General features: G+C 54.8%; 18 protein-coding genes and 6 pseudogenes. 13 read left to right on the top strand and 11 right to left on the bottom strand.

Translation table 11 applies throughout. From position 1 onward, the window contains the following. Window positions 1-4: 4 nt before the first annotated feature. Window positions 5-1,468, top strand: coding sequence for a preprotein translocase subunit SecY (gene secY, locus ACODNH_RS05075; RefSeq protein WP_434531019.1), 1,464 nt, complete (start codon window positions 5-7; stop codon window positions 1,466-1,468). Between the two features lie 444 nt (window positions 1,469-1,912). On the opposite strand, the gene ACODNH_RS05070 is transcribed toward secY, so the two are convergent. Next, a complete protein-coding gene (locus ACODNH_RS05070; protein WP_434531427.1) occupies window positions 1,913-2,158 on the bottom strand; it encodes an AbrB/MazE/SpoVT family DNA-binding domain-containing protein in 246 nt (81 codons plus the stop codon). Between the two features lie 180 nt (window positions 2,159-2,338). Here ACODNH_RS05070 and ACODNH_RS05065 point away from each other — a divergent pair, with 180 nt between their 5' ends. The 4 genes and pseudogenes from ACODNH_RS05065 (at window position 2,339) to ACODNH_RS05050 (ending at window position 4,022) form a co-directional block, all read left to right on the top strand. Then, window positions 2,339-2,467 (top strand): hypothetical protein, encoded by a 129-nt coding sequence (locus ACODNH_RS05065; protein ID WP_306708157.1) that lies wholly within the window; start codon window positions 2,339-2,341, stop codon window positions 2,465-2,467. Beyond that, window positions 2,460-2,609, top strand: a pseudogene (locus tag ACODNH_RS05060) (DUF7563 family protein); the annotation flags it as partial. The gene ACODNH_RS05065 and the pseudogene ACODNH_RS05060, both read left to right, overlap by 8 nt. Before the next feature lie 62 nt (window positions 2,610-2,671). After that, a complete protein-coding gene (locus tag ACODNH_RS05055; RefSeq protein WP_306708155.1) occupies window positions 2,672-2,995 on the top strand; it encodes a hypothetical protein in 324 nt (107 codons plus the stop codon). 356 nt (window positions 2,996-3,351) lie between these two features. After that, window positions 3,352-4,022 (top strand): annotated as a pseudogene (locus ACODNH_RS05050) (IS6 family transposase). Window positions 4,023-4,025: 3 nt separating this feature from the next. Here the strand turns inward: ACODNH_RS05050 and ACODNH_RS05045 are convergent. Beyond that, a complete protein-coding gene (locus ACODNH_RS05045; protein ID WP_306710412.1) occupies window positions 4,026-4,277 on the bottom strand; it encodes a glycosyltransferase family 87 protein in 252 nt (83 codons plus the stop codon). A gap of 859 nt (window positions 4,278-5,136) precedes the next feature. Beyond that, window positions 5,137-5,544 carry a hypothetical protein gene (locus tag ACODNH_RS05040; RefSeq protein ID WP_306708151.1) on the bottom strand — a complete coding sequence of 136 codons (408 nt, stop codon included), beginning with the start codon at window positions 5,542-5,544 and terminating at the stop codon, window positions 5,137-5,139. A gap of 522 nt (window positions 5,545-6,066) precedes the next feature. Here ACODNH_RS05040 and ACODNH_RS05035 point away from each other — a divergent pair. After that, a pseudogene (locus ACODNH_RS05035) lies at window positions 6,067-6,746 on the top strand (IS6 family transposase). Between the two features lie 52 nt (window positions 6,747-6,798). Here the strand turns inward: ACODNH_RS05035 and ACODNH_RS05030 are convergent. Both ACODNH_RS05030 and ACODNH_RS05025 read right to left on the bottom strand, forming a co-directional pair. Next, the gene (locus tag ACODNH_RS05030; RefSeq protein ID WP_434531018.1) at window positions 6,799-7,590 is read right to left on the bottom strand and encodes a polysaccharide deacetylase family protein; all 792 of its coding nucleotides are present in this window, start codon (window positions 7,588-7,590) and stop codon (window positions 6,799-6,801) included. Next, entirely contained in the window at window positions 7,580-8,398 is an 819-nt protein-coding gene (locus ACODNH_RS05025; protein WP_306708147.1) for a formyltransferase family protein, read from the bottom strand. The genes ACODNH_RS05030 and ACODNH_RS05025 overlap by 11 nt, the downstream gene beginning before the upstream one ends. 181 nt (window positions 8,399-8,579) lie before the next feature. Here ACODNH_RS05025 and ACODNH_RS05020 point away from each other — a divergent pair, with 181 nt between their 5' ends. Next, entirely contained in the window at window positions 8,580-9,452 is an 873-nt protein-coding gene (locus tag ACODNH_RS05020; protein ID WP_306708145.1) for a glycosyltransferase, read from the top strand. Between the two features lie 180 nt (window positions 9,453-9,632). Beyond that, a complete protein-coding gene (locus ACODNH_RS05015; protein WP_434531017.1) occupies window positions 9,633-10,862 on the top strand; it encodes a glycosyltransferase in 1,230 nt (409 codons plus the stop codon). 291 nt (window positions 10,863-11,153) lie between these two features. On the opposite strand, the gene ACODNH_RS05010 is transcribed toward ACODNH_RS05015, so the two are convergent. Then, on the bottom strand, window positions 11,154-12,347 hold the full coding sequence (locus ACODNH_RS05010; protein WP_373567964.1) for a glycosyltransferase family 4 protein: 1,194 nt from the start codon (window positions 12,345-12,347) through the stop codon (window positions 11,154-11,156). A gap of 11 nt (window positions 12,348-12,358) precedes the next feature. Further along, complete coding sequence (locus tag ACODNH_RS05005) at window positions 12,359-12,595, bottom strand: hypothetical protein (RefSeq protein ID WP_306708140.1); 237 nt, start codon at window positions 12,593-12,595, stop codon at window positions 12,359-12,361. A 105-nt stretch (window positions 12,596-12,700) separates the two neighbouring features. Between ACODNH_RS05005 and ACODNH_RS05000 the strand changes: the two genes are divergently transcribed. The 4 genes and pseudogenes from ACODNH_RS05000 to ACODNH_RS04985 form a co-directional block, all read left to right on the top strand. Further along, window positions 12,701-13,990: a hypothetical protein gene (locus tag ACODNH_RS05000; RefSeq protein ID WP_306708138.1), complete on the top strand. Its 1,290-nt coding sequence runs from the start codon at window positions 12,701-12,703 to the stop codon at window positions 13,988-13,990. Window positions 13,991-14,014: 24 nt separating this feature from the next. Then, window positions 14,015-15,523: a flippase gene (locus tag ACODNH_RS04995; protein ID WP_434531016.1), complete on the top strand. Its 1,509-nt coding sequence runs from the start codon at window positions 14,015-14,017 to the stop codon at window positions 15,521-15,523. Window positions 15,524-15,528: 5 nt separating this feature from the next. Beyond that, window positions 15,529-15,939: pseudogene (locus ACODNH_RS04990) on the top strand (IS1595 family transposase); the annotation flags it as partial. Between the two features lie 134 nt (window positions 15,940-16,073). Continuing rightward, window positions 16,074-16,294, top strand: a pseudogene (locus ACODNH_RS04985) (UDP binding domain-containing protein); the annotation flags it as partial. Window positions 16,295-16,332: 38 nt separating this feature from the next. Here ACODNH_RS04985 and ACODNH_RS04980 read toward each other — a convergent pair. The 4 genes and pseudogenes from ACODNH_RS04980 to ACODNH_RS04965 all read right to left on the bottom strand — a co-directional run. Beyond that, a pseudogene (locus ACODNH_RS04980) lies at window positions 16,333-16,850 on the bottom strand (cell division control protein Cdc6); the annotation flags it as partial. A gap of 58 nt (window positions 16,851-16,908) precedes the next feature. Then, on the bottom strand, window positions 16,909-17,337 hold the full coding sequence (locus ACODNH_RS04975) for a hypothetical protein (protein WP_306708134.1): 429 nt from the start codon (window positions 17,335-17,337) through the stop codon (window positions 16,909-16,911). Window positions 17,338-17,407: 70 nt separating this feature from the next. Then, window positions 17,408-18,823 carry a DUF4330 family protein gene (locus tag ACODNH_RS04970; protein WP_306708132.1) on the bottom strand — a complete coding sequence of 472 codons (1,416 nt, stop codon included), beginning with the start codon at window positions 18,821-18,823 and terminating at the stop codon, window positions 17,408-17,410. Between the two features lie 183 nt (window positions 18,824-19,006). After that, complete coding sequence (locus ACODNH_RS04965) at window positions 19,007-19,381, bottom strand: hypothetical protein (protein WP_306708130.1); 375 nt, start codon at window positions 19,379-19,381, stop codon at window positions 19,007-19,009. A 1,344-nt stretch (window positions 19,382-20,725) separates the two neighbouring features. Here ACODNH_RS04965 and ACODNH_RS04960 point away from each other — a divergent pair. After that, window positions 20,726-21,484 (top strand): helix-turn-helix domain-containing protein, encoded by a 759-nt coding sequence (locus tag ACODNH_RS04960; RefSeq protein ID WP_434531015.1) that lies wholly within the window; start codon window positions 20,726-20,728, stop codon window positions 21,482-21,484. The last annotated feature ends 5 nt before the right edge of the window (window positions 21,485-21,489 follow it).

The raw sequence follows: 21,489 nt of genomic DNA, 5'->3' as shown, positions 1-21,489 counted from the left end.
AACGATGAGCTGGAAGGACACCGCCGAACCACTGCTTGTCCGGATGCCTGCAGTCCAGCGGCCGGAAGGACACGTCCCGTTCAAGCGCAAGCTCACTTGGACAGGGGGCGTACTCCTGCTGTATTTCTTCCTGACAAACGTGAAGCTGTTCGGGCTGGACATCGACGCCAGCCAACAGGTGTTCGGGCGCTTCTCGTCGATTCTGGCCTCCGGTCAGGGGAGCATCTTGCAGTTGGGTATCGGTCCGATCGTTACGGCGTCCATCGTGTTACAGCTCCTCGGTGGGGCGGACCTGCTCGGGCTGAGCACCCAAGACGACCCGCGAGACCAGATCCTCTATCAGGGGCTCCAGAAGCTGCTGGTACTCGTGATGATCTGTCTCACCGGGCTCCCGATGGTGTTTGCCGGCGGCTTCCTCCCGGCTGACACGGCGGTCGCAAGTTCCCTGGGTATCGGTACGACCGGTGTCCAGTGGCTCATCTTCGGCCAGATGTTCGTCGGCGGTGTCCTCATCCTGTTCATGGACGAGGTCATCTCCAAATGGGGCGTCGGCTCCGGTATCGGCCTGTTCATCGTCGCCGGCGTGAGTCAACGCCTCATCGGTGGCGTCCTGACAACGCCGTTTATCGGCAACAGCGAAGGGATCATCTACACCTGGTACCTGTTCATCACCGGCCAGCGCGGCACCGGGCCAGTGCTGGCCGCTGATGGCCTCCAGACCGTGCTGCTCCAGGGCGAACTACTGGGGCTGTTCACGACGATCCTCATCTTCTCGGTGGTCGTCTACGCCGAGTCGGTCCGGGTCGAGATACCGCTATCGAACGCCCGTGTGAAAGGAGCTCGTGGCCGGTTCCCGGTCAAGCTCATCTACGCGAGCGTCCTGCCGATGATCCTCGTCCGGGCGCTGCAGGCAAACATCCAGTTCCTGGGCCGGATTCTGGACGCCCAGCTGGGTTCAATGCCGGCGTTCCTCGGCACGTACGCCAACGGCCAGCCAACCGGCGGCCTGTTCTACTTCCTTGCCCCAGTTCAGAGCCGTGGCGACTGGATGTGGTGGCTGGAAGGAACTACGCAACCGGTCTGGCAGATCCTGACCCGCGTCGGCATCGACCTGTTCGTTATGCTGGTCGGTGGCGCAGTCTTCGCCGTGTTCTGGGTCGAAACCACCGATATGGGTCCAGAGGCGACGGCTAAGCAGATCCACAACTCCGGGATGCAGATCCCCGGCTTCCGACAGAACGTCGGCGTCATCGAGAAGGTCCTTGAGCGGTATATTCCACAAGTGACCGTTATCGGAGGGGCCCTTGTTGGGCTGCTCGCAGTGATGGCCAACATGCTGGGTACCATCGGCGGCGTCTCCGGTACCGGGCTGCTGCTGACGGTCTCCATTACGTACAAGCTGTACGAGGAGATCGCCGAAGAGCAGCTCATGGAGATGCATCCGATGATGCGCCAGATGTTTGGATAGGTCAGCAAATAATCTGGTCCTATCCGCTTTATTCTGACCGAGTGGTTACCTGATTTGTTCAAGATTGATTAGTGACCACGCTTCTGGCGCTCTTTGTCAAGATTGATAAAGCGGGTTAATTTGATATTCTCCGTTCCACCTCACGTTCAGTTCTGAACCTCACGTTCTGTTCTGCACCTCACGTTCAGTTCAACCTCTTTCACCCACCCTCAAGCTGCCAGCGTAACTGCTATTTTCACCAATCGCCACTCTCTCCGCCAGTATTCCAGGCCACAACGGCTATTATACCGCTTCAACGCACAACAGGGCCGTTCAGTCGACGAGACGCTACTACGCTCACCAACCGAGAGTCCAAAATAAAAAGAACCCATCACCGTTCCACCTCGCCCGCTCCCCGCTCACCAAATCAAAAGGCGAGGAAAAGTCCGGCACCGAAGACAACCGCTATTTATCCTGCTTCGACAAGCTATGCGTATCATCGGCCCTCTGCTTGTCTTTCGCTCGCCTTTCGCGGAGCTGGCGGGTGGCAGTTTGTTCATGAGTCTCGCTCTCCGATGCAAGCGCGCCTCGAAGCTCGGATGGGCGCTTGACTGGCCGCACTACAATCTCTCCGTTCTCGTTTTCATCAAACCGGACTCGACCTGGTGGGTCAATCTGGAGTTTGTCGCGGAACTCCTTGGGGATCGTCATTTGACCTTTGCTCGTGAGAGTTACGATCTTTCCATCCTCGGAGTCGCACATATGTAATATAATTACGCAGTTATACTTCGGCCTTTTTATATTCTATTAGAATACCGTATGACATCTCTGCGTACGGACTGGAGCGCTGATTGCACTCGCCGCTGCGAGCTACCTGCTCGGGATGCTCTAATGCCCGAGTGCAAACACTGCGGGGAGAATATCCCGTGGGACGAGCAGTTCAACCGCCACGAAAACGAGTGGTGCGACGAGCGGCCCGACGAGAACCAGCAGACGCTGACGGAGGTCAAGCATGCCTGAATGCCAGAATTGCGGGGCTCACGTCACCGACGATTACGTGCGCGTGTTTGAGCCCGCCGGTACGACTGAGCCACGGTGCTGTCCCAACTGCGAGGACCTCATTCGAGACGGGCCAGACGTTCGAGACGCGCGGGCGAAGCGCCAGGGCAACGGCAAAGACCCAGTCAGCTACGATTCCGACCTCGCAACCGACGGAGGGCAATCATGATGGGCGGATTCCGGTCTGCCAGCGAGCAGGCTGTCTACTGTACCACGGAGGCCACCCGCTCGGTCGAGGACCGCGTCACGGCGGCTCGAAGACTACTCGTGGGCTTAGAAACGGGCCAGTGCCCGCATATCGTGATGGCCTACCAGAGCCTGCATCGCGTGCGCGAGGTTGACGACGTGTGTGTCACGCTGGAGGCCGCGGAGATCGCCCTCGGCCAGCTGGAGAAGGCCCCGTCGCCGGTCAACGAGACGGCCGCCCGCCGGGTGCGGAATGCTGAACAAGTGCTGTCCGGACTCGTGGGCGGTGTTCACGATGAGTGAGGCCGCGACCACGGCGACCGGCTGGCCAAAGAAGACGAGACCATGGACCGCGAGACCACGCGGATGCCCGCCTGGATGCTGGCCGCGCTCGGACAGCGCGTCGAGAACGGCGAGTACCAACCGGTCGGAAGCTGTCCGCACCGCTGTTCGCGAACTCTTGGAGGGTCAACATGTCCAATAAGACCACCACCAACGCGACCGTCGTGTCACAGTCAAGCCAGTCATCGCTGACCCTGTAGGGGCGCGTCGTGTGGCTCTGCTCACGACTCGGTATCTGGCTGACTATCGGCCTGCTGGTGCTGGTGTCCTAGCCATTTCTGGTTTGGGCCTGGTGGCAAGGTCGCGTTTAGTTAAGCGTGAAAAGTGAGGCAGGAGAATTTCTTTCTGGTCTATGGCAGAAATCGTCCCGCCTCAACGGTCATAGAGAGTGGATTGATTTGGATTTTATCGAGCGCGAGCGGACACCCGAGTCCGCGATGGCGTTGGTATTCAATCGCACGTTGCGGGAATTTCATTATCGAATACCGTCGAATTACTCGATTCACTGGGTGTCCAACGCAGTCGAAAAGCTGTCCACGATTGGGTTCAGAAAGCTGATCTACAGCCAGGCTCGGGTAAATCTTCGAATCAGATTGCGCTCGACGAAACAGTGATTCGCGTCAACGATCAGTGATTCTGGCTGTACGCTGCCGCCGATCCGCAATCGAACGAACTGCTTCACGTCCGGCTGTTTGCGACGACTACGACCACCCTCACAGAAATTTTCCTACGTGAACTTCGGCAAAAATACGATATCGAAACTGCCGTCTTTCTCGTCGATGGCGCTCAACACTTCCAAACTGCACTTCAACGAGCTGGACTCCGATTTCGGGTGTGTCGCCACGGAAATCGGAACGCTATCGAACGGATTTTTCGAGAGCTGAAGCGTCGAACCTCGGTGTTTTCAAACTGCTTCAGTCACGTCGACCCGGAAACCGCCGAAAACTGGTTGCGGAGCTTCGCTCGATGGCATAATGACACTAACTAAACACTACCAGCGCAAAATAAAAAATGTGCTGATCTGTTCGATGTGTATCGTCTCGAGGAACGGGCCAAAGCTGAGGCCCAGGATGCAACTCAACGCAAGTCGGCTAGAATCCATATCCGGTTCGACGATACGCAGTGAGAGTCCAATCGTCGTGACCCACGCCGCGGCACTGCCAACGCTCCAGAGAATAAGAGCTGGCGTTGAGGGCATCAGGGCGACTCCCGCAACCAGTATCAACGCGAACGGATGGTAGATGAAGCTCTAGCCTATCGCCGGTGATTCGTACGGGTTCTGTCCATTGACTGCATCGTAATAAGCATCGTAGTAGAGACTGAAATCGTAACCGAGCGGCCAGTTATTCGCGACGATTGCCAGCCAGTACTCACTGTAGATACCAACCAATACGAAGACGACCAGCGCGACAACAATCACTGCCCTCCGGCGTGCAATTCTCGTGATCGTGCCGTGTATAGCAGATGACATCGCCAGTAATTATTCATCCACCCCGTATTCGGGGAGTAACCAATCAGCACCGAGCCCGGCCAGAATCGCGAGACCAGGGAGAATTAGCAGCCAGTAGTGCCGGTAAACCCGTACCAGTAGTGCACTTCCCAGAGTGGTTGTCAGGGCTACACCCAACCAGCCGACTACGGGGGACGCCCGGCGGGCCGATAGCAGATATGCCGCGCCGATCGCCGCGAGTACAAGTTGGAACGTATAGACGCTGATCCGCTCGTTCGCCACCTGTAGGTACCGCCCTGGAGCCTTCAGCAGTGAGCCGCTGGTCTGAAATTGCGATTCCGCCACAGCGTACGCTGGCGTCGCGAACAGGGTCTGTCTGACCGCCCAACTGACGCGTCAAGCCCCCAAATCAGGCCGACAATAACGTACCCCACAATCGCCGTTCCCAGTGCAAGGCTCCCGATCACCACGATGGCGCGGTCGCCGTGCCGGCGCCACTCCCACCAAGCTACTGCCGGCGCTGCCAGCAGTAGATGCTGGGCTATCAGCCATCCCAGTCCGTAGAGAAGCCCGCTCCGAGAAGGACGATCAGAAGCGAGCCCCGCGGTCAGCAGGGCCAGTGCGACTATCTTGTTGTTTATGAAACCGTTCGTCATCCACACAATACCAAGGGCAAGCGAGAAAACGGCGACGACCGTTGCTTCCGGGCGCAGTTCCGTCTTGACGAGTCTGTGTGTGTGTTCCATACTAGGGCAGCGCCTCCCACTCCGACCACAGCGAGCATCACCAGGAAAGGGACAGGCGTCGCGGCAGCGACGATGACCACGGCCTCCCAGAGCGGTGGCTTATTATCGGGGACCTGGGCGTAGAGAGCCATCCCCGCGAGCACATCGTCCCCAATTTGCGCCCACACTTGCGCGTCGTGGAGGAACTCCCGACCCGAAAACCGGAACACGACGTACCTGTATATTGAGATGAGGGCGATGACACCGGCCAGCAGCATCGTAATCATGCGACTGACGGTCTCATCGACTATCCCACTCTCCCATTCTCGGTTCATTACGGGTATGCTCTCTCCCGGAGACAAAAATCCGATGCATGGCGTCTACTTCTAGGGGAACCTGTTTCAGATCCCTGGGTGAATTAACCACGATCGTGTAACTTCTTCAATTAGCACTAAGTGCTAATCCTTGCGGGAGAACTCGAAACCACCATATTAGTATATTTAATATGGGCGTATTATCAATGTATATTAGAACCAATATATTTAGATTGAAATTCCGTCGACCAGACTGAGAAGATCATTCAGCGAGGCACACGCCGGTACGGCTGGCAGTACAGGGGTGGCGAATGGGCCGCCCGACCAGCGAACAGGGCCAAGCAGTTCAGGACCGTCCTCGCCAACGAATTGTTCGAGTGACTAGTTGCAGAGTTGGTGGCTGACGGGTCGCGTGGCTACGGGGGGACCAGTCGGAAACGGCTGCGCTGGTCGCCATTGTACCCGGACGCAGGACCGCCGTTGCGGCGGCACCGTCTAGTTGAGCGAATTTGAGAAGTGAGGTGGCCGTAGCGAGAAGTGTTCATGCAACTCGCAGACCTCCTCAGCGAGAAGTTAGATGGGGACAGTGAAGACGTTTGGGAGAATGAGCGCACCTCGACACCCGTCCGGCGGTTTGGGGTGCGTCTCCATACGGCGGGGTTGTGGATCAGGGAGACGGTTGCTATCTTAGAAGTACTGGGAGTAAAGCGGTCTCACGGTGCTGTCCGGAATTGGGTTCGTACACTCGCCGAATCTCAGAGTGACCCGCCGATGGCCCAACCGTCGCGGGTCGCGGTCGACGAGAAACAAATCGAGGTTGACGGGGAGAAAAAGTGGCTCTACACCGCTGTCGACACCGAATCAAAGTTGCTACTCGAAGTTGACGTATTCAGCCACCATGGGACCGACCCTGCGGCGGCGTTTCTGCACCGACTCACCGAGAAACACAATGTCGTCGAGACAGCGTTTCTCGTCGATGCTAGCGGCTATCTGACTGCCCTCGATCGCCGGGAATTGAGCGGTCGGCTCGACTATCGAGTCTGGAACCACATGGAAAGTGGTTCCTGACTGTGACCATGCGAATCGACCGCTTTTACACGTATTGGAGGACCAGTCAATCCAGCGCGAAACAGTGGTTACGATGCTTCAGGCACCACTATAATCGTCAACGACCGAATCAAGCGCTTGACGGCAAAATGCCAGCTGAGGCCATCCAGAAATAGACAGTGCCCATTTACAGATAGAAATTAATTTAGATGTTATATAAAATATAATTTATTGGAAACTGATTATATCTCGGATTCGAATGAACCGGTTATAACCGAGCAGCTGTTTGACAAACTTGACGCCGTACCAGCGGACCACAGTTTGAAGAACGATAGGTGGCGACGCCCTGAGGATTGCCGCAAGTTCATCAGGGTCCGTATCGTACCAGATGTTCCAGCGCCCCAATCGTTGGTTCAGGTGGTCCTGTGGAATCCGAACAGGTTCCGAGGTGAATATATACTCGTAGCCCGCTTCATAGACGGCCTTGAAAACCTCTTCATTATATGCCCCCAGTGGAATGGAGAGCGACTGACATTGTCCGAGCTCTGCCGCGATAGCAGCCTTTGATTCTGTTAGTTCTTGCTGACGTCTTTGTGTATTTGTCTTGAGCAGATTGGCGTGAGTCATTGTGTGACTACCGATACAGTGACCTCGCTGGTCTAGGGTATGGATCTGGTTCCAGTCAAGGAAGCCGTCCTCTCCGACCCGATCAAGCACGATAAAAAAATGGCCTCGGTACCCGTAAGCCTCCAATCGACGGGCCGCTTCCATTGCCGTCTGGCCTCCATCATCAAACGTGAGGTACACAGGACGGTTTGGAGGCTTGTCAGTGATTAATGCCGGTTCGAACGCTGAGTCAGCAATAACTGAGAGATGGCGGTCGAACATCTCAGGGGCGAGCTTATATCGCCACGAGCCATCCGTGACGAAGCCGGAGGTGTCTGTCTCCTTTCGTGGGACGATATCGTGATACAACAGCGCCAGGCCGCTGGTGGGCGAGCTGAGGAGATCACGAATCATGTGTTGAATTGTACGTACCGATTCCGAACCGTTGGACACGCCGCTTCCAAGTCAGCCACGCGCTCAGTTTCGGCATCCCCCAGAGTGCTCCCTGTCGGTCGTCCGTTGAAATCGCCTCTGCCTCTCCATTAGCAACCGCGGTAATCACTGGCGTGAGTGAAGGAAGGTTGTCCGCAACTACCTTCAGCTGGATGTAGATGTGCTCGTCATCCACAGGGTTGAACGTGGTCCCATCTTGGGCGAAGATCTCCCCGGTATCAATACCATCGTTAATGCGGATGAGGGAGAATCCCACCTTGTCGTCGTCGCCGTTGGCAAGCGCCCAGAAGCAGCCGTGCTGGTTGCGGTACTCTGGGCAGATTCCTGGATGGATGACAAACGTTCCGTAGTTGGGAATCGCGTACACCGATTTAGAGAGTAACACCTTGCACCGGGCGAGCATCAGATCTGGAGTCAGATTTCGGAGGATATCCGCCGTTTCTTTGTTATTCGCGTCTGCGACGCTGTACTCCGGCACGGAAAAGTCTGGATATTCCGCTTGGGTGTCCGAGATAAGTGCGTCAATCTTTGGCATTTCCTTGTTATTGAGAACAGCATCATAGTACAGCCGATACGCGATGGCATCGATGAGGCCAATAATGCCGGACCGACTCAACTCGTGTTTCAGGGTGTTCACCTGTCGTGTCCAGTCCGACTCAATGACAATCTCGCCGACAAGATCAGTCGTCGCGGCAAGCCAGCGGCCGATTACTTCCCGGTCGAACCGCGACCCCCGGTGGCGAAGAAGCACCGTCTGTGGAGTAGTCATCACCCGACACATCACTACCGTCGTTGATAAGTGCGGTGGACGTACTGATACCCATTTGAGGATTGCCTAGAATGCAGCCGATACTCGCCGCTAACCACCGCCGGATTCAGAGGGAATAAACCTGCGGTTTTATAAACCTGCTTGGAAAATCGATTGGCAACCTGCGATGGTCAATATTTCGGTGGTCCTACCCACGTACGGCGGTGATGAGCCGAATGCACTGCGGGAAGCTATCGAGAGCATCGTCTCCCAGACACGGGTCCCCGACGAACTGGTCATCGTCCGTGATGGGCCAGTACCGGAAGCCAATCAAACAATCATCGATAACTTCGAGTCTGAGTATTCGTTCGTGTGGCACGTTTCGCTGGCAGAGAATCAAGGACGAGCACTCGCACGAAAAGTCGGGGTGGAACGCTGCCAGGGCGACGTCGTGGCGATGATGGACGCCGACGACCTCTGTGTCCCCACACGGCTAGAGCGGCAGGCAACCTACCTGCAGGACAATCCCGAGGTTGACGTAGTCGGAGCGCAGCTACTCGAATTCGACCCCGAGACTGGCGAGAAGCTTGGTGTGCGTACGCTCCCAAGGGATCATGAGGAAATCCGTGACCTAGCGAAGACCCGCTCGCCAGTGTCCCAGAGTACAGCGATGTTTAGACGGGCTGCGGCCCTCGACGCCGGGAACTATCGCGACGTCGAACGCATGGAAGACTACGGCCTCTGGGTTCGGATGCTTGTCAACGGCGCTCGGTTCGCCAACATTCCCGAGGTATTGGTCAAGGCACGAACGGGCGGGGAAATGTACGAGCGCCGTTCCGGCTGGGGATATGCGCGTGAAGAACTGCGCCTCCAGCGGGAGTTCGTGGCGTTCGGCTTCATTTCGCCGTTGCAAGCGCTTCGTAACGTCACACTCCGAGTGCCGATTCGCTTCGTACCGAATGCCATTCGTGCTTACGTCTACGAGACGCTGTTCCGCACGGAACCGTCCGTCGACAGCCCGGTGAGTGTCGGCCACGAAACGGATGTCTCGTCGGACGAGCTGAAGGGCGGGTGAACCGAGCGAAATGTCAGTTCGTTACCCCACAACGAACGGGTTCGCAGGAATCCCACCGGAAACGAGGCACCAGCGGGCCCGCGCTCCACCCCGGTGCCGACGACGCTCACCGGTGCTCGCCGATCTTGTCTCTGTTCCGTTCCCTGTGGAAATGAACCGAGATATCGAGGTGGTCACGTGATGTTCATGAAGCCACTCGCGGAGTGTCGGGCAGTCTTGTTCGTCAATCAGCAGATCAAGTACGACCCGGCGACCGACCAGTACAGTTCGGACTACACGAACCTCATCGACTTCCTTTTTAAGGCCAGCAGCGTTTTCAGGGAACTCCACATCTGTATGCCCGTCGGGGAGGGTAGCGGGCAAACGACGCTCGACCTACCCGCGAATGTGCGCATCATCCATCTTCCGTTCTACCATGGTCCGACTGACCTCCTCCAGTCAATCCATCGTGTGGTGCCACGCCTCCTGCGTATCGTCCAGTCCGAGCCGGTTCGTCAGGCTGACATCATTGGAACGGTCGCACCGAGTACGCTTGGCGCGATTACCGTGCCTATCTCCTACTACGTCTACGGGAAACCCCATTTCCTGCTTATGAGAGGGGACAAACGCAAGACGGTCGCGGCCAGAACCGACGGAGCACTACTGCGTAGCCTGCTGATCGAGACGCCAATCAAGGCGTACGACCAGCTCTTCGGACGGATGTCATTCAACGATGACGTCGTGTTGCTGACGATTGGCGACCTCTCGGACGCTATCGGGGGCTACGGCTACGACGCCGACAGCGCCCACGTAATCACACCGCTGGTCTCCGAGGAGTTGCTTGTTGATGAACCAACCGTCTCCGACCATGCTACAGACCTGCTCTACGTGGGCCGGCTCTCCGAGGAGAAGGCAATAGACGACCTGTTGCGTGTCTTCCGGAGACTCAACATGAGAGGCGATACGGTCCACCTCCACATTGTCGGGTCCGGGCCGAGTGCCACCCAGCTCAAGCAGTTAGCAGCCCAGTTGGGTGTCACCGACGCGGTAACATTCCATGGGTTTATTCCGAAGGGCCCCGACTTGTGGGCATACTACGATGACGCGGATATCTTCGTGTTGCCCTCACGAACGGAGGGGCTTCCTCGAGTCATCGCGGAGGCGATGGCCCGTGGCTTACCGGTCGTCACGACGGCAGTGGGTGGGCTCCCCGAGCTAATCAACCATGGTCGAAACGGTATGCTGGTTGATCCGAGGAACGTTGATGCACTCATGGACACCATCGAAACAGTGCGGGGGGACGCTGATCTTCGGTCTCGTCTCGCGAAGGAGGGACAAAAAACTGCGGCACAGTTGACTTTCGAAGCGAACAGACAGCGACTGCTGGAGATTCTCTCAACGGAGCTCTGCACGTCGGGTACTCAGAGCTGAAGCTTGGAAGTACAGGGCTCTATTCGCATCTCTTACAGAGCGTGAGACGGTGGATAGGTCTTTTATAAGTTGGTGGGTGAAACCGGCGTATCAAGACCGCTGATGTATGAAATCGACCTCCGATGAGTCAGTAGTGAAACTGTCCAGTTGAGCGAGTTTGAGAAATGAGGAGGTCGTAGTGAGTTCTATCCATGAAACTCGCTGACCTTCTCAGGGAAACATTAGAAAAGGATAGACAAGACGTAGAACGAGCGCACCCCGACACCCATAGTCCAACGGCCACGTTGGCTCTCAGGAATCGCACAGTTCGGGGTACGTGTCCGACAGCACGTGTTCGATTGCCTTTACCTGTGTTTCAGCTGTGAACTGACTAGCCCGTGCCACACCACGTCTGACCAATGTCCTCCAATACTCCTCGTCAGTTCCCAACCGGTCCAGTGCATCGACCAGTGCGTCGACGTCTCCCACGTCGTAGGTGATGCCGGTTTCGCCGGCGAGCAGTGATGGGATATTCCCGACCGCACTCGCAACGGCCGGACAACCCCGAGCGAGCGCCTCGGGGATGGTCTTGGGGGAACCTTCACTGCTCGATGGAAGTACGAAGATGTCGGCACGGTCATACGAATCATATACGTTATCATGGCTCACGTATCCCGTGAACCTCACGTCCTCCGCAATACCGAGATTGTTGGCCGTCCGTTCGAGTGCCTCCCGGTAGGGACCGTCACCGACGACTTCGAACTCGTACGCACGTGGGTGGGGGCGGAGTTCGGCCATCGCCTTCAAAACATCCTGTACGCGTTTGTACTTGACAAGGCGACCGAGATAGAGCACTTTGATTGGGTCCTCGCCATCTGGATAGGTCCGTGTGTCCGGGGTAACGATGTCGTCACGATTGACGAGCGAGGGAACGATCGACTCAATACATCCTGCTAGCTCTTTATATTCCTGTTTCAATTTATCACCGGCTGTAATAACAGCACTGTCCCGAACAATACGATTCACTGCCCGATCCAAGTACTGGGTCCACAGGAGTGCGACTACTCTTATGATTCCTTCGTGTCCAGCGAGAATTTCGTTGATTATGTTTCCACGGAGGTAAATGACTACAGGAATATTGAACGAGGAGGCTACTGAATACACAGCCTGCCCGAAAATATCCGTTGTCGGAATTAACACAAAATCCCAATTCTGATGATGATTTTTGAATGCCTGCCAGATATCATATAATAGAGGTGGCAGTTCGAGAGTTCGGAAAGTCCATGGGTTCGTCCATTGGTGGAGGGGAATAACATCAAATGCCGAGCTTACATTAATAGAACCAGTTTTCTGTCCCGGAACAACTGGTGAACAGATATCAATCTGCTTGAAATAACCCTCCCAACGCTGGTACAAATTTAATACACTCCCATCAGTTGTGTACTGGCCGTTCGCCCGATACAATGTATTCGGGTTAAATATCCCGACATGTAAAGAGCCAATCATTCTGTAGAAGATCACATATAGCCCATATCCACAAGCCACTCTTCCATCTCCTCCTGTTTCTCCTCGCTAATCCGTGTCGCCCCGAACTCGCCAGCGTAAGTGCTCATTTGCACGTTCGCGCCATTATCCGGACATAAGCCATTGTCGTAGACACGCTTGAGATTCGGGAGGGCCCCGCCTTCAAGCCAGCCGCGGAGAAAATCCCAAGTTGCACCATCAAGTCCTATTAATGCGATCCGCTCAGTCATATGACGCTATCTACAGCCACACTACTTGAGGATTTGCAAGTAGCTTCGGATTCATAGCATCAAAAACAACAACGTTTACACTCATTGTCCCTTCCAAAGTAATAGATGCTACTGTCCCTGGAATTAGTACTTGGAATACTCTTTGTCATCCTTTCTGGACTGATTGTCTTGAGTTCCAGTGGATTCTTTGGCTTCGTTTCCCCCACAGGAATCTTTTATGGATTATTTGTCGTCTTTATATACGTTGGGACAATTCTCATCCACTACGGTGTCACATTATGGTATGCGGTTCCAGTAGAAAGCCATCCTCTCATTCTGGGCGGCGCAATTTTCGCGTTCGCACTCGGGACAGTCGCCCCTAATTACCTGCTGGAGTTTGAACCATTCAACGAGACCCGAAAATATGCAAGCAAAGAACCGGTAATGTATACAAATCGTAATGTGAACAAATATGTTCTGGCGCTAATCTGCGTACTAATATTATGGATTGTAGCCGTGTATCTACGTTCCGGGTCACCACTGCTGTCTACTATTTCATTCCGGGCTTGGGCTGCCACTCACTCTTGGTCGTTGGTCGGTATCACACTCTTCTTGCCGTTTATTACTCTCCTCACGCTGGTCTATGGGTACGCACAGCAGGACTCGCTCATATGGTGTGCCGGAATCATCGCACTCATTACTACCTTGACGTTCATGATATTGACCTCTCGGCGGTATCCAGTACTTGACTTTGGAATCTGGACTATTTGCCTAATATCCTATTTGCGATTCAGGAGTTACTCCGAGATGACGCGTATACTGTTAGGGAGTGCACTGGTCGTCATTCCATTCTTTCTTGGAATATCGCTCATCCGGAATCCACGGCCTGGGGCGTTCGAAAATATACTAATTGCGAGCGCGAGACAGATTCGAAATCGGATTTTCTTGTCGGAGGCAACGAGTGTGAATTACATTTTAACTGCATTCCCGAGAACGCACAGATACTTTGGGATAGAATTCTTTCTGGATCGACTTGTTTCAGTCTTACCCGGGTACGGACACAGCCAATCATTCGGCGAGGAGTTGTATGATACGGTGTTTGCTGGGGACGGTGGATTTCTCCCACCTACATTTATCGGCAAGCTGTATTTTTCCGCCGGTAAGCTTGGTCTGGTTGGCCTCTTCGCTTGGGGCGTTCTTTTACAAACCACGTTTATCGCGTTCGTTCGAATACAGAAGACACCACTGACAGTGGTGTTATTCGCGGTGGTTTCGGGCCTGCTAGGACGGAGTTTGATTCAGGGCTTCCTCTCTCCCATCAATAGAATTAAATACGTGTTTATCCTTATTTTTCCATTGGTACTGATAGCTTTTAAGCTGCCTGAGGTGAAATTAGTTATGCGAAGTGAACAGTGACCGCTTCCGTGATTTTCAGCCATTATGACTAATAAAACCGACGACACGGCTGAATCTATCGGGGATTCCTTGCGCGATATTCTGACGGGGGCAGTGATTTCTTTCTTTGGACTTGCCGTGATGCGGCTTGCTGGGCTCGGCGAGAAGGTCCTGATTGCTCGGTTCTTCAATCCAAGTCGCTATGGGCAGGTTATCTTGGTGATATCGCTTCTGAGTATGGTTACAATCTTCGGGTCGCTAGGGCTTCGAACCGGTGTGGTTCGATACTTATCTCGACACGACACTGAAACCGATCAGCTTGGAGTCGTTACCGCGTCGGTCCGTTTAGCTGGGATCGCGAGCGTCGCGGTTGCAATACTCTTGTTTTTATCTTCCGATATTATCTCCAAGCATATTTTTAATGACCCTCAAATGGGTCCCCTACTGAATATAGTCGCTGTCGGCGTACCATTAGCCGTTCTCGGTCAGCTCGGTGCCTCGGTTGCCCAAGGCATGAAAGACGCGAGATCGAAAAGCCTCATCGAGAATATTTCATTTCCGATCTCACGGGTCATGTTCATCGGTGGCGCAATCGTTCTCGGGTTCGGAACGATTGGCATCGCGTGGGCATACGTTGGCGGGTATGCATTCATGGCCCTCCTCAGTGCAGCCTACGTGTATATTGTCTTCGGGATCCCTAACGCGTCCGACGTTGAATACACGAACCTACTGAGGTTTTCGCTCCCGCTGCTATTCGCTAATAGCATGTCGTTCATCAACAGTTCGTTGGACACGATTCTAATCGGCGCGTTCCTTACCTCTGATCAAGTAGGTTTCTACGGTGCAGCATATTCATTAGGCAGGCTAATATTTATTGCACCAATGATTATGAACGTGATTTTCCCGCCAGTGATATCGGACTTGCAAGCAAGCGACAAAATGCAGGAGATACCCAAAATATACGCGATAGTCGCCCGGTGGACTGTCATTCTGACGTTGCCGGGGATGATTCTACTAGTAATCGAACCCGAAGTCTTTCTCCGCATCATATTTGGAAGCCAATATGTCTCCGGGTCGGTATCACTAGTGATACTGGCGCTCGGGTTCTTTTTCCACGTCAGTCTCGGGATTAATGGCGGGACTCTAAAGATGCTTGGTCAATCCGATTTCTTCTTATTCAGTACGCTGGTGAACGCCGTGATTAATATTGGTCTCAACATCTGGCTCATCCCTCGGATTGGGATAGTGGGGGCAGCAGTCGCGACAGCGGTGTCGTACGCTATCGGAAACTCGTTAGTCTCGATTCGGTTGTACAAGGACTATCAAATCACCCCGCTTACCACAGATAATTTGCTAACATACTTCGTATATTTCCCAATTATTGGCATATCGTACGTTGGGTTTGATTCGTTCCTCGGAGGGTTTGAACTGGTTCTCTCAGTCTATCTCTTTGCCCTGCTTGGGTTCTTAATAGCGTATTTCGTCTTTGGAATTCCCTCAGCGGAGGAGCGGCAGATTATCGACGAATACCGAAGCCAGGTGTTTAATCGTTAATAGCGTATCAGGAGGGCAAGCCGCCGCTGTTTATCATTACTGACCGCGGTTCCGGAGAGTCGTACGTTCCCCCGGCGAAGGCTGCCGATGAATCGACGATTCGACTCCGGCCTGGCAACCGTAAACAGGAGTCGGTGACCGTCTATACCGACGGCTTTCGGGCTTAAGAGTCACTTGATGAGGACGCTCATTTAATCCGGAGTGCGTCGTTTATACTGAGGAGAATATAAAGATAGAAAGGTATACCTCAACACCTGCGACAGCCACTTGTCGCTGGTGCGACGGTGGCTCTCGCCCCCGTGGTGTCTCCAAAGACAAGCTCACACCCCTACCTCAGAGCGTTTTAGTTACGCCAGCGTGTCTGTCGCAAATCTAGCGACGAAGCACTCAAAATTATTCTTCAAACCGCACTATGACGCGACCAACAGTTGCTTACCCAAGAGCGACTGTCTATATGCTGGAAGGTCTTTGCGTTCACGTCATACTCACATCAGACGACCATCGCGCGAAAAACTTGTCGAGCTCAATGCCGGTGAACGCCGGCATCTTTGTCGCAACGACCGAGATGCGCAAACGATTCACTGACGTGACGTACGCTGATAGTGCTGCTGCGGCATTAGAGGGGTCCACAGGGTGGTCGTAGTGACCGACTGGGACAAGTTCGGTGTACTTGATTCGGAGCTCGATGAGATGGCGGACCCCGTTGTTATCGATGAGCGGAACATCATCGAACGCCGAACTGGCATCACCTACGAGGGATTAACGTGGTGAGCACGCGTCGTCACGAGGTGTCGAACAGATCGAAGTCGCCGAGCGATGGCTGATCTGTCACACGCCCCGTCTACGAAAGCACGTTCCTCTCGGTGCTTTAGGATCGTTCACAGTTCCTCGGCTTCTATGGGATAAAAGGGATTTCGGTTTCCATCAGCGTATTTTTGACTTTCGCGATAACGTCTGTCGGAACGTGTAGTCGTTGCTGATTCCAACTACCCCGGACCTTATCTTTGAGAGTGACCGTTCACTCGTGCACGAGGCAGTTTATACAGAAGCGTGCGTCCACCTCCATATCGTCAATCTCGTCAAACACGACGATGTAGTGTCATCGGTCCGGTCTAATTGCCTGTAAGTTCGCCAAACGCGTCTCCGGTCCCGAGTCCCCGCTTTGGGAACCCAACTGGCGTGTTTCGGGAGCAAATCGTTGACGAGGCCACGAACGATCATGAACAGCGTCCGCCCACACAATTTATCGTATGAATCTGAAGATCTCAGCGGTCTCTTGCGTTGCCACCTTTTCACGAAGTACGTCTATAATGTATTCTCTGACCGCCGCGGCCTGATGGTGGTACTCTATGAAATACAGCAAGGAGCCTGGCTGTGTCGTAAGGTCAGGACGAGTCGTCTTCGGCAGGTTCTGACTCGTCATTGTCAGTACGCTTTTGTTCCGGCGGTTCTGGTGGCGTCAAGAGAGCGACTGCGAGTTCGTAGCCTCGCATCTCCGAAAGCGGGTCGAACACGTCCGCTGCAAGCTGTTCGAACGCGCGTCTCGCGACCGACCCCACGGTCGAGTGTCGCCATGCGTCTTCGATATGTGGGACGAGCCTGTCAAGTAGTGCTATAAATAGCCCAACGGCGTACGTCTCACGAAGGTCGATGACGATGACCTCAGGCTCAGGTTCCTTCGTGAGCCAACGGTAGCAATACGACTCCCGAAGGAACTCACTTGCACGGGCACCGATCACTTGCCCGACACCAGCGATCTGTGACCCGTCGCTAATCGTGCTGACTTTCTCTCCGACAACTTCAATAGGGCTCAACGACCCGGATTCCTCGGACATCCGATTATATATTGGTTCGAGCGATCCAAGATATCGTTTGTGATGTGGGTCAGAGGCCAACACTCACGACCGTCGCTTCGATAGTAATCGTCCCGAGATTGATTACAACTGTCGAGCCCTGTTGGACGGACTCGCCTTTGAACTGGACACCGCCTGTCGTTTCACGGACTCGGAGCTCTGTCGTGATGGTGACATCACGCAGATACGGGTGATCGACAACGTTGACGGAGCCGTTCTCGCCGGTCGTGATAATGATGGCCGGTTCAGTACTGACACGACTCACGCGAGCGACCGTCGTCCCATCACTGGTTTCGGTCATGCCGGGCCTGATCGCATCAGCCATGTCCACGCGCACGTCTGTCATCCGCAGAGTTACTGTCCGATTACTGAGCGTCCCACGTGGTTCGAGTGCGCCGACGCGTTCGATGGTGCCGGAGAGTTCGTAGCTCTCGGTCGAGACGGTGATGTTGTTCCCGCGCTGGACGGTGGTGCTGCCGAACTGTTGCTGACCGCCGCTTTCGAGCGTCGCCAGCGAGAGGCCGACAAATATACGTTTGCGGTCGGGGTTCTGTGTCGCGTACGTCGTGACCGTTCGCACCTCGGCTGCCTCGTACCCGGCAACAGTGGCGATGTCGCCGGCGGCGAGACGGTTAGCCGTCTCGGAGTCAACGGTTGTCTTGAGCAGCACGTCGGCAGTCGCCGACTGGAGACCGCTGTCGACTTGTTCGATGCGGCCATCGAACGTGTAGTCCTCGGCCGGGAGCGTGACCGTCTGGCCGCGTCGAACCTGGGTACCGCCGAACCGACGGTCGGATTGCTGTGTGTGGGTGTCGAGTTCGGCTTCGACAAAGACGGTCTGTTCAGTTGTGTTTCCAGCCGAGTATGCAGCCACGTCTTCGATGGTCGCAACAGTACGACCAGCGAGTCTGATCTCGTCACCGGGGGTAACGTCCCGGGCTTCGGCGGTGGACATGGTGTCCCTGAGAACCACGGTCGTGTCCTCTTGGGAGAGACTGTTGTCACCACCCACAGTGCGTACCTGACCGCTTACTTCATACCGACTTGTCGCGATAGTCAGTGGCCGGCCAAGGCGAGGGGGTGCATCCGCGTATATGAGGCTGTCACCGTCGGGTGTCCCCTGTAGTGTGGCCCGAAGGATGACGCGTGTCTGATCGTCCTGTGGTGTCAGGTGAACATCTGTGACGGTGAGATTCGAATTGCCGCCGGGACTGTACGTATCCCCTTCGGTGATTTCTGTGACGATATACGACGGTTGCGTCCCGAGATCGAGGGTGACATTGGTTGTATTCGGTTCCGGTGGCTCTGGCTCCGGCTGGAGAACGAGCGCAGCGCCTGCCACGACGACCACAACGACGAGCAGGACGGCCAGCGCATCAACAACGTTGACGAGACCGAAAAGGTTCCCATTCTCGTCGAGGAGGGCCGACGAACGACTATCTGCCATGCTGTAGGCATTTCCTCCGAGTGGTTTGGGTGTTTCGTTGTTCGCTGTGCCGTTTGGCCGCGGCCGTTCTCGACTCCGGACTGCATTGGATCACCCACGCTCGGAAGGGCGTCGATATGGCCCACCGATCGGTCATGATGCAGGCCATCAGGCCGTCATAACAATACCCACATAGAGGGTACACTACCCTCGTGCTCGCTCTAAAATCGCATCACGATCCTTCTTCGCACACGCTCGGCCACCGCGGTCAAAATGTAGCGTGTCCGGATTGACGGGGTCGCTCAAGAGGCCGCCACTTTCGACCGGGACATCCTCCTGTTCGATCTGGATGTAGCCGATAGTGATGCCTTTGTCGTAATCGACACCGATTATTTCCTTGACTGGAATCTCCCGGTCTTGGAAGTTCGAGCGGGCGACGCGCGTAATCACGATGTGGTCCTCGTAGACTGCCAGGGTACCATCCTGGAACTCGTAGACAACATCTGCGTCCGGATGCTCGGCCGAGGATTCGGTGCCTGCGGTAGTGTCGCTACGACGGCCCCAAGGGAGGTCAATCATGACACTCATGTACACATAGACGTTGCAAAAGCATTTGCCACAGCACTGTGGACAGAAGAGAGCCACTGGGACTGAAAGAGGCCTCAACTAGGTTACCGGGCGGCAAGGAGAACCTGTACGGGAAGCCCGATCCACCTACTGCTCATCCATACGCGCCCGAGTCAACGCTGCAACCTCGGAACGAAACGTTCAGATACTGATTTGATATGATCCGTGACACAACCGCCTGTACCCTTCTCGAACGATATCCTCAACAGTTCGCTCGTCGAAGGTCTGATGATCACTGCGTGCCCGCGCTATTGAGTTCAATCATAAGCTGTCGAAACCGCTAAAGCGTCGCGTAGTGGCGGCCCAGGTCTGATAAATCAGGGTGTCTGGGACGATCTCGTTGATCATGGTTAGGCGGTACGCGTCTCCGTCAGGGTTGTCACAGGTCTGTCAGACAGGCGGTACGGCTCTGGCATCGCATCAGAGCTATCGTAGACAAGATTCGGTCGTCGAAGCGAATCCGCCCCGACTGTTGAATTTCAAAACGCATGGCTGCCCCATCAACTATCTTGATAATCCACAGGTAGCTCTCGTCTCAAACGATTGAGAATGCTTCTTCGATCGCGCCCAGCCAACACGGTGAAGTTGAAGAGTCGGACAGTCTCACTCAACTGCTCGACAGCATATAGCTCCCGAATCCGTGTGACCTGCAAGGATGGAGTGAGTCAATTGGGACCGACAAATCGACCGAACACCGTCCTTTGTCGATCTGCGGGTGTCCAACCCAGGGCATTACCACCGGAACAAGGTTCATGAGTGCTGTCGAGCATGGCTAGATAGAGAAATATCCTGGTCAACGCATACTGTATCTGACCGGCTAACACGGCGGAATACGTAGGACAGCACCCTGCCCGGTGCCAGTATAAGAATCCAATGAAGCGAAACTTGTCCAGTTATTTTGATAGGTGGTGCAAGCCCAACGTTCCAACCCTAGGTGACGTCTTGCGATCCGTTCTAAGGTTGGAAATAGTTATTAATCTAAAATGTATCGCCACGGTGATTTCTGTTCTCCACGGAGCGCTCCGTTTGCTTACTTTCTGAGTGAACACCACCTACTTGGCCGTCTATTCTGCTTGTCTATGGGTATCTAGGGACTGCCGGCGACCCCTGATTCTATTCTACCGGCGGAGCCACCCAAGGTTGCCATAGAGAGATTTTCTATCAGACGATATCATGCTGTATCGACAGGCCGTCAAGCAATCGATTCCACAAAGAGGCTATTAATATAGTGTATCGGTGTTCAAATACTATCTGTATAGTGGGAATATCCTTGTGTGTGATCCGTTTGGTGTCCGTATGCGCAACACCGGCGACCAGGGGTCAGTGACCGAGGCGGACCAGCCAGTCGATGGCGCTGGGTACGGGCCGGCAAGCCCATCGGAGGCAGATGGGACGCCACGGGAGAAAAGTCTCGGTGTCGATCTCTGTCTGAGTCATCCGGAACTGATTCTGACCGATACAATCGAGAGCAGTCCGGACGTAACAGTCCGTCCGGAGGAAATGGTCAACGACGGCACGTCGAATTTTCTGGTGATCGAAGTCGCGGGTGAGAGCCTTGACCAGTTCGAAACAGACTTGCGGAAAGATAACACGGTGTGTGGGTCCCTTGTATTAGACTGGACAGAGACGAACCGTATCTATCGAATCGAGGTAGCCGACAGTGCCATTCAGGTCACGCCCTCGCTCGTCCGTGCCGGTGGCCGGGCGCTCGACATGGAGGGAACGGGTGGACAGTGGCTGGTGCACGCACAGTTTCGGTCGCGAGCAGCACTGTCGCAGTTCCGATCCGAGTGTTCTGAACGGAACATCACATTTAGACTTGACCGACTGTACTGGACTACCGGGGAGGCAAACGCCGGCGGCTGCGGATTGACCGCAGACCAGCAGGTCGCACTTGAAACGGCACACAGAGAGGGGTACTTCAACGTGCCTCGTGGTATCTCACAGGCTGAACTGGCGGACAAACTCGACATTTCACCATCAGCGATGTCACAACGGATTCGGCGCGGAATGGATCAGGTCGTCGGGTCGGAGCTCGGACTATCCGGAGAGTGAGTCGT

Origin of the sequence: Haloarcula sp. NS06 (genome assembly GCF_051122755.1) — an archaeon.
Classification (GTDB): Archaea; Halobacteriota; Halobacteria; order Halobacteriales; family Haloarculaceae; genus Haloarcula.
This window is presented reverse-complemented; position numbering and strand designations above follow the sequence as displayed.

Coding starts and splice junctions, on each gene's coding strand:
- secY (WP_434531019.1), top strand. CDS start 5: ATGAGCTGGAAGGACACCGCCGAACCACTGCTTGTCCGGATGCCTGCA.
- ACODNH_RS05070 (WP_434531427.1), bottom strand. CDS start 2,158: ATGACGATCCCCAAGGAGTTCCGCGACAAACTCCAGATTGACCCACCA.
- ACODNH_RS05065 (WP_306708157.1), top strand. CDS start 2,339: ATGCCCGAGTGCAAACACTGCGGGGAGAATATCCCGTGGGACGAGCAG.
- ACODNH_RS05055 (WP_306708155.1), top strand. CDS start 2,672: ATGATGGGCGGATTCCGGTCTGCCAGCGAGCAGGCTGTCTACTGTACC.
- ACODNH_RS05040 (WP_306708151.1), bottom strand. CDS start 5,544: ATGAACCGAGAATGGGAGAGTGGGATAGTCGATGAGACCGTCAGTCGC.
- ACODNH_RS05030 (WP_434531018.1), bottom strand. CDS start 7,590: ATGATTCGTGATCTCCTCAGCTCGCCCACCAGCGGCCTGGCGCTGTTG.
- ACODNH_RS05025 (WP_306708147.1), bottom strand. CDS start 8,398: ATGACTACTCCACAGACGGTGCTTCTTCGCCACCGGGGGTCGCGGTTC.
- ACODNH_RS05015 (WP_434531017.1), top strand. CDS start 9,633: ATGTTCATGAAGCCACTCGCGGAGTGTCGGGCAGTCTTGTTCGTCAAT.
- ACODNH_RS05010 (WP_373567964.1), bottom strand. CDS start 12,347: ATGATTGGCTCTTTACATGTCGGGATATTTAACCCGAATACATTGTAT.
- ACODNH_RS05005 (WP_306708140.1), bottom strand. CDS start 12,595: ATGACTGAGCGGATCGCATTAATAGGACTTGATGGTGCAACTTGGGAT.
- ACODNH_RS05000 (WP_306708138.1), top strand. CDS start 12,701: ATGCTACTGTCCCTGGAATTAGTACTTGGAATACTCTTTGTCATCCTT.
- ACODNH_RS04995 (WP_434531016.1), top strand. CDS start 14,015: ATGACTAATAAAACCGACGACACGGCTGAATCTATCGGGGATTCCTTG.
- ACODNH_RS04970 (WP_306708132.1), bottom strand. CDS start 18,823: ATGGCAGATAGTCGTTCGTCGGCCCTCCTCGACGAGAATGGGAACCTT.
- ACODNH_RS04965 (WP_306708130.1), bottom strand. CDS start 19,381: ATGATTGACCTCCCTTGGGGCCGTCGTAGCGACACTACCGCAGGCACC.
- ACODNH_RS04960 (WP_434531015.1), top strand. CDS start 20,726: ATGCGCAACACCGGCGACCAGGGGTCAGTGACCGAGGCGGACCAGCCA.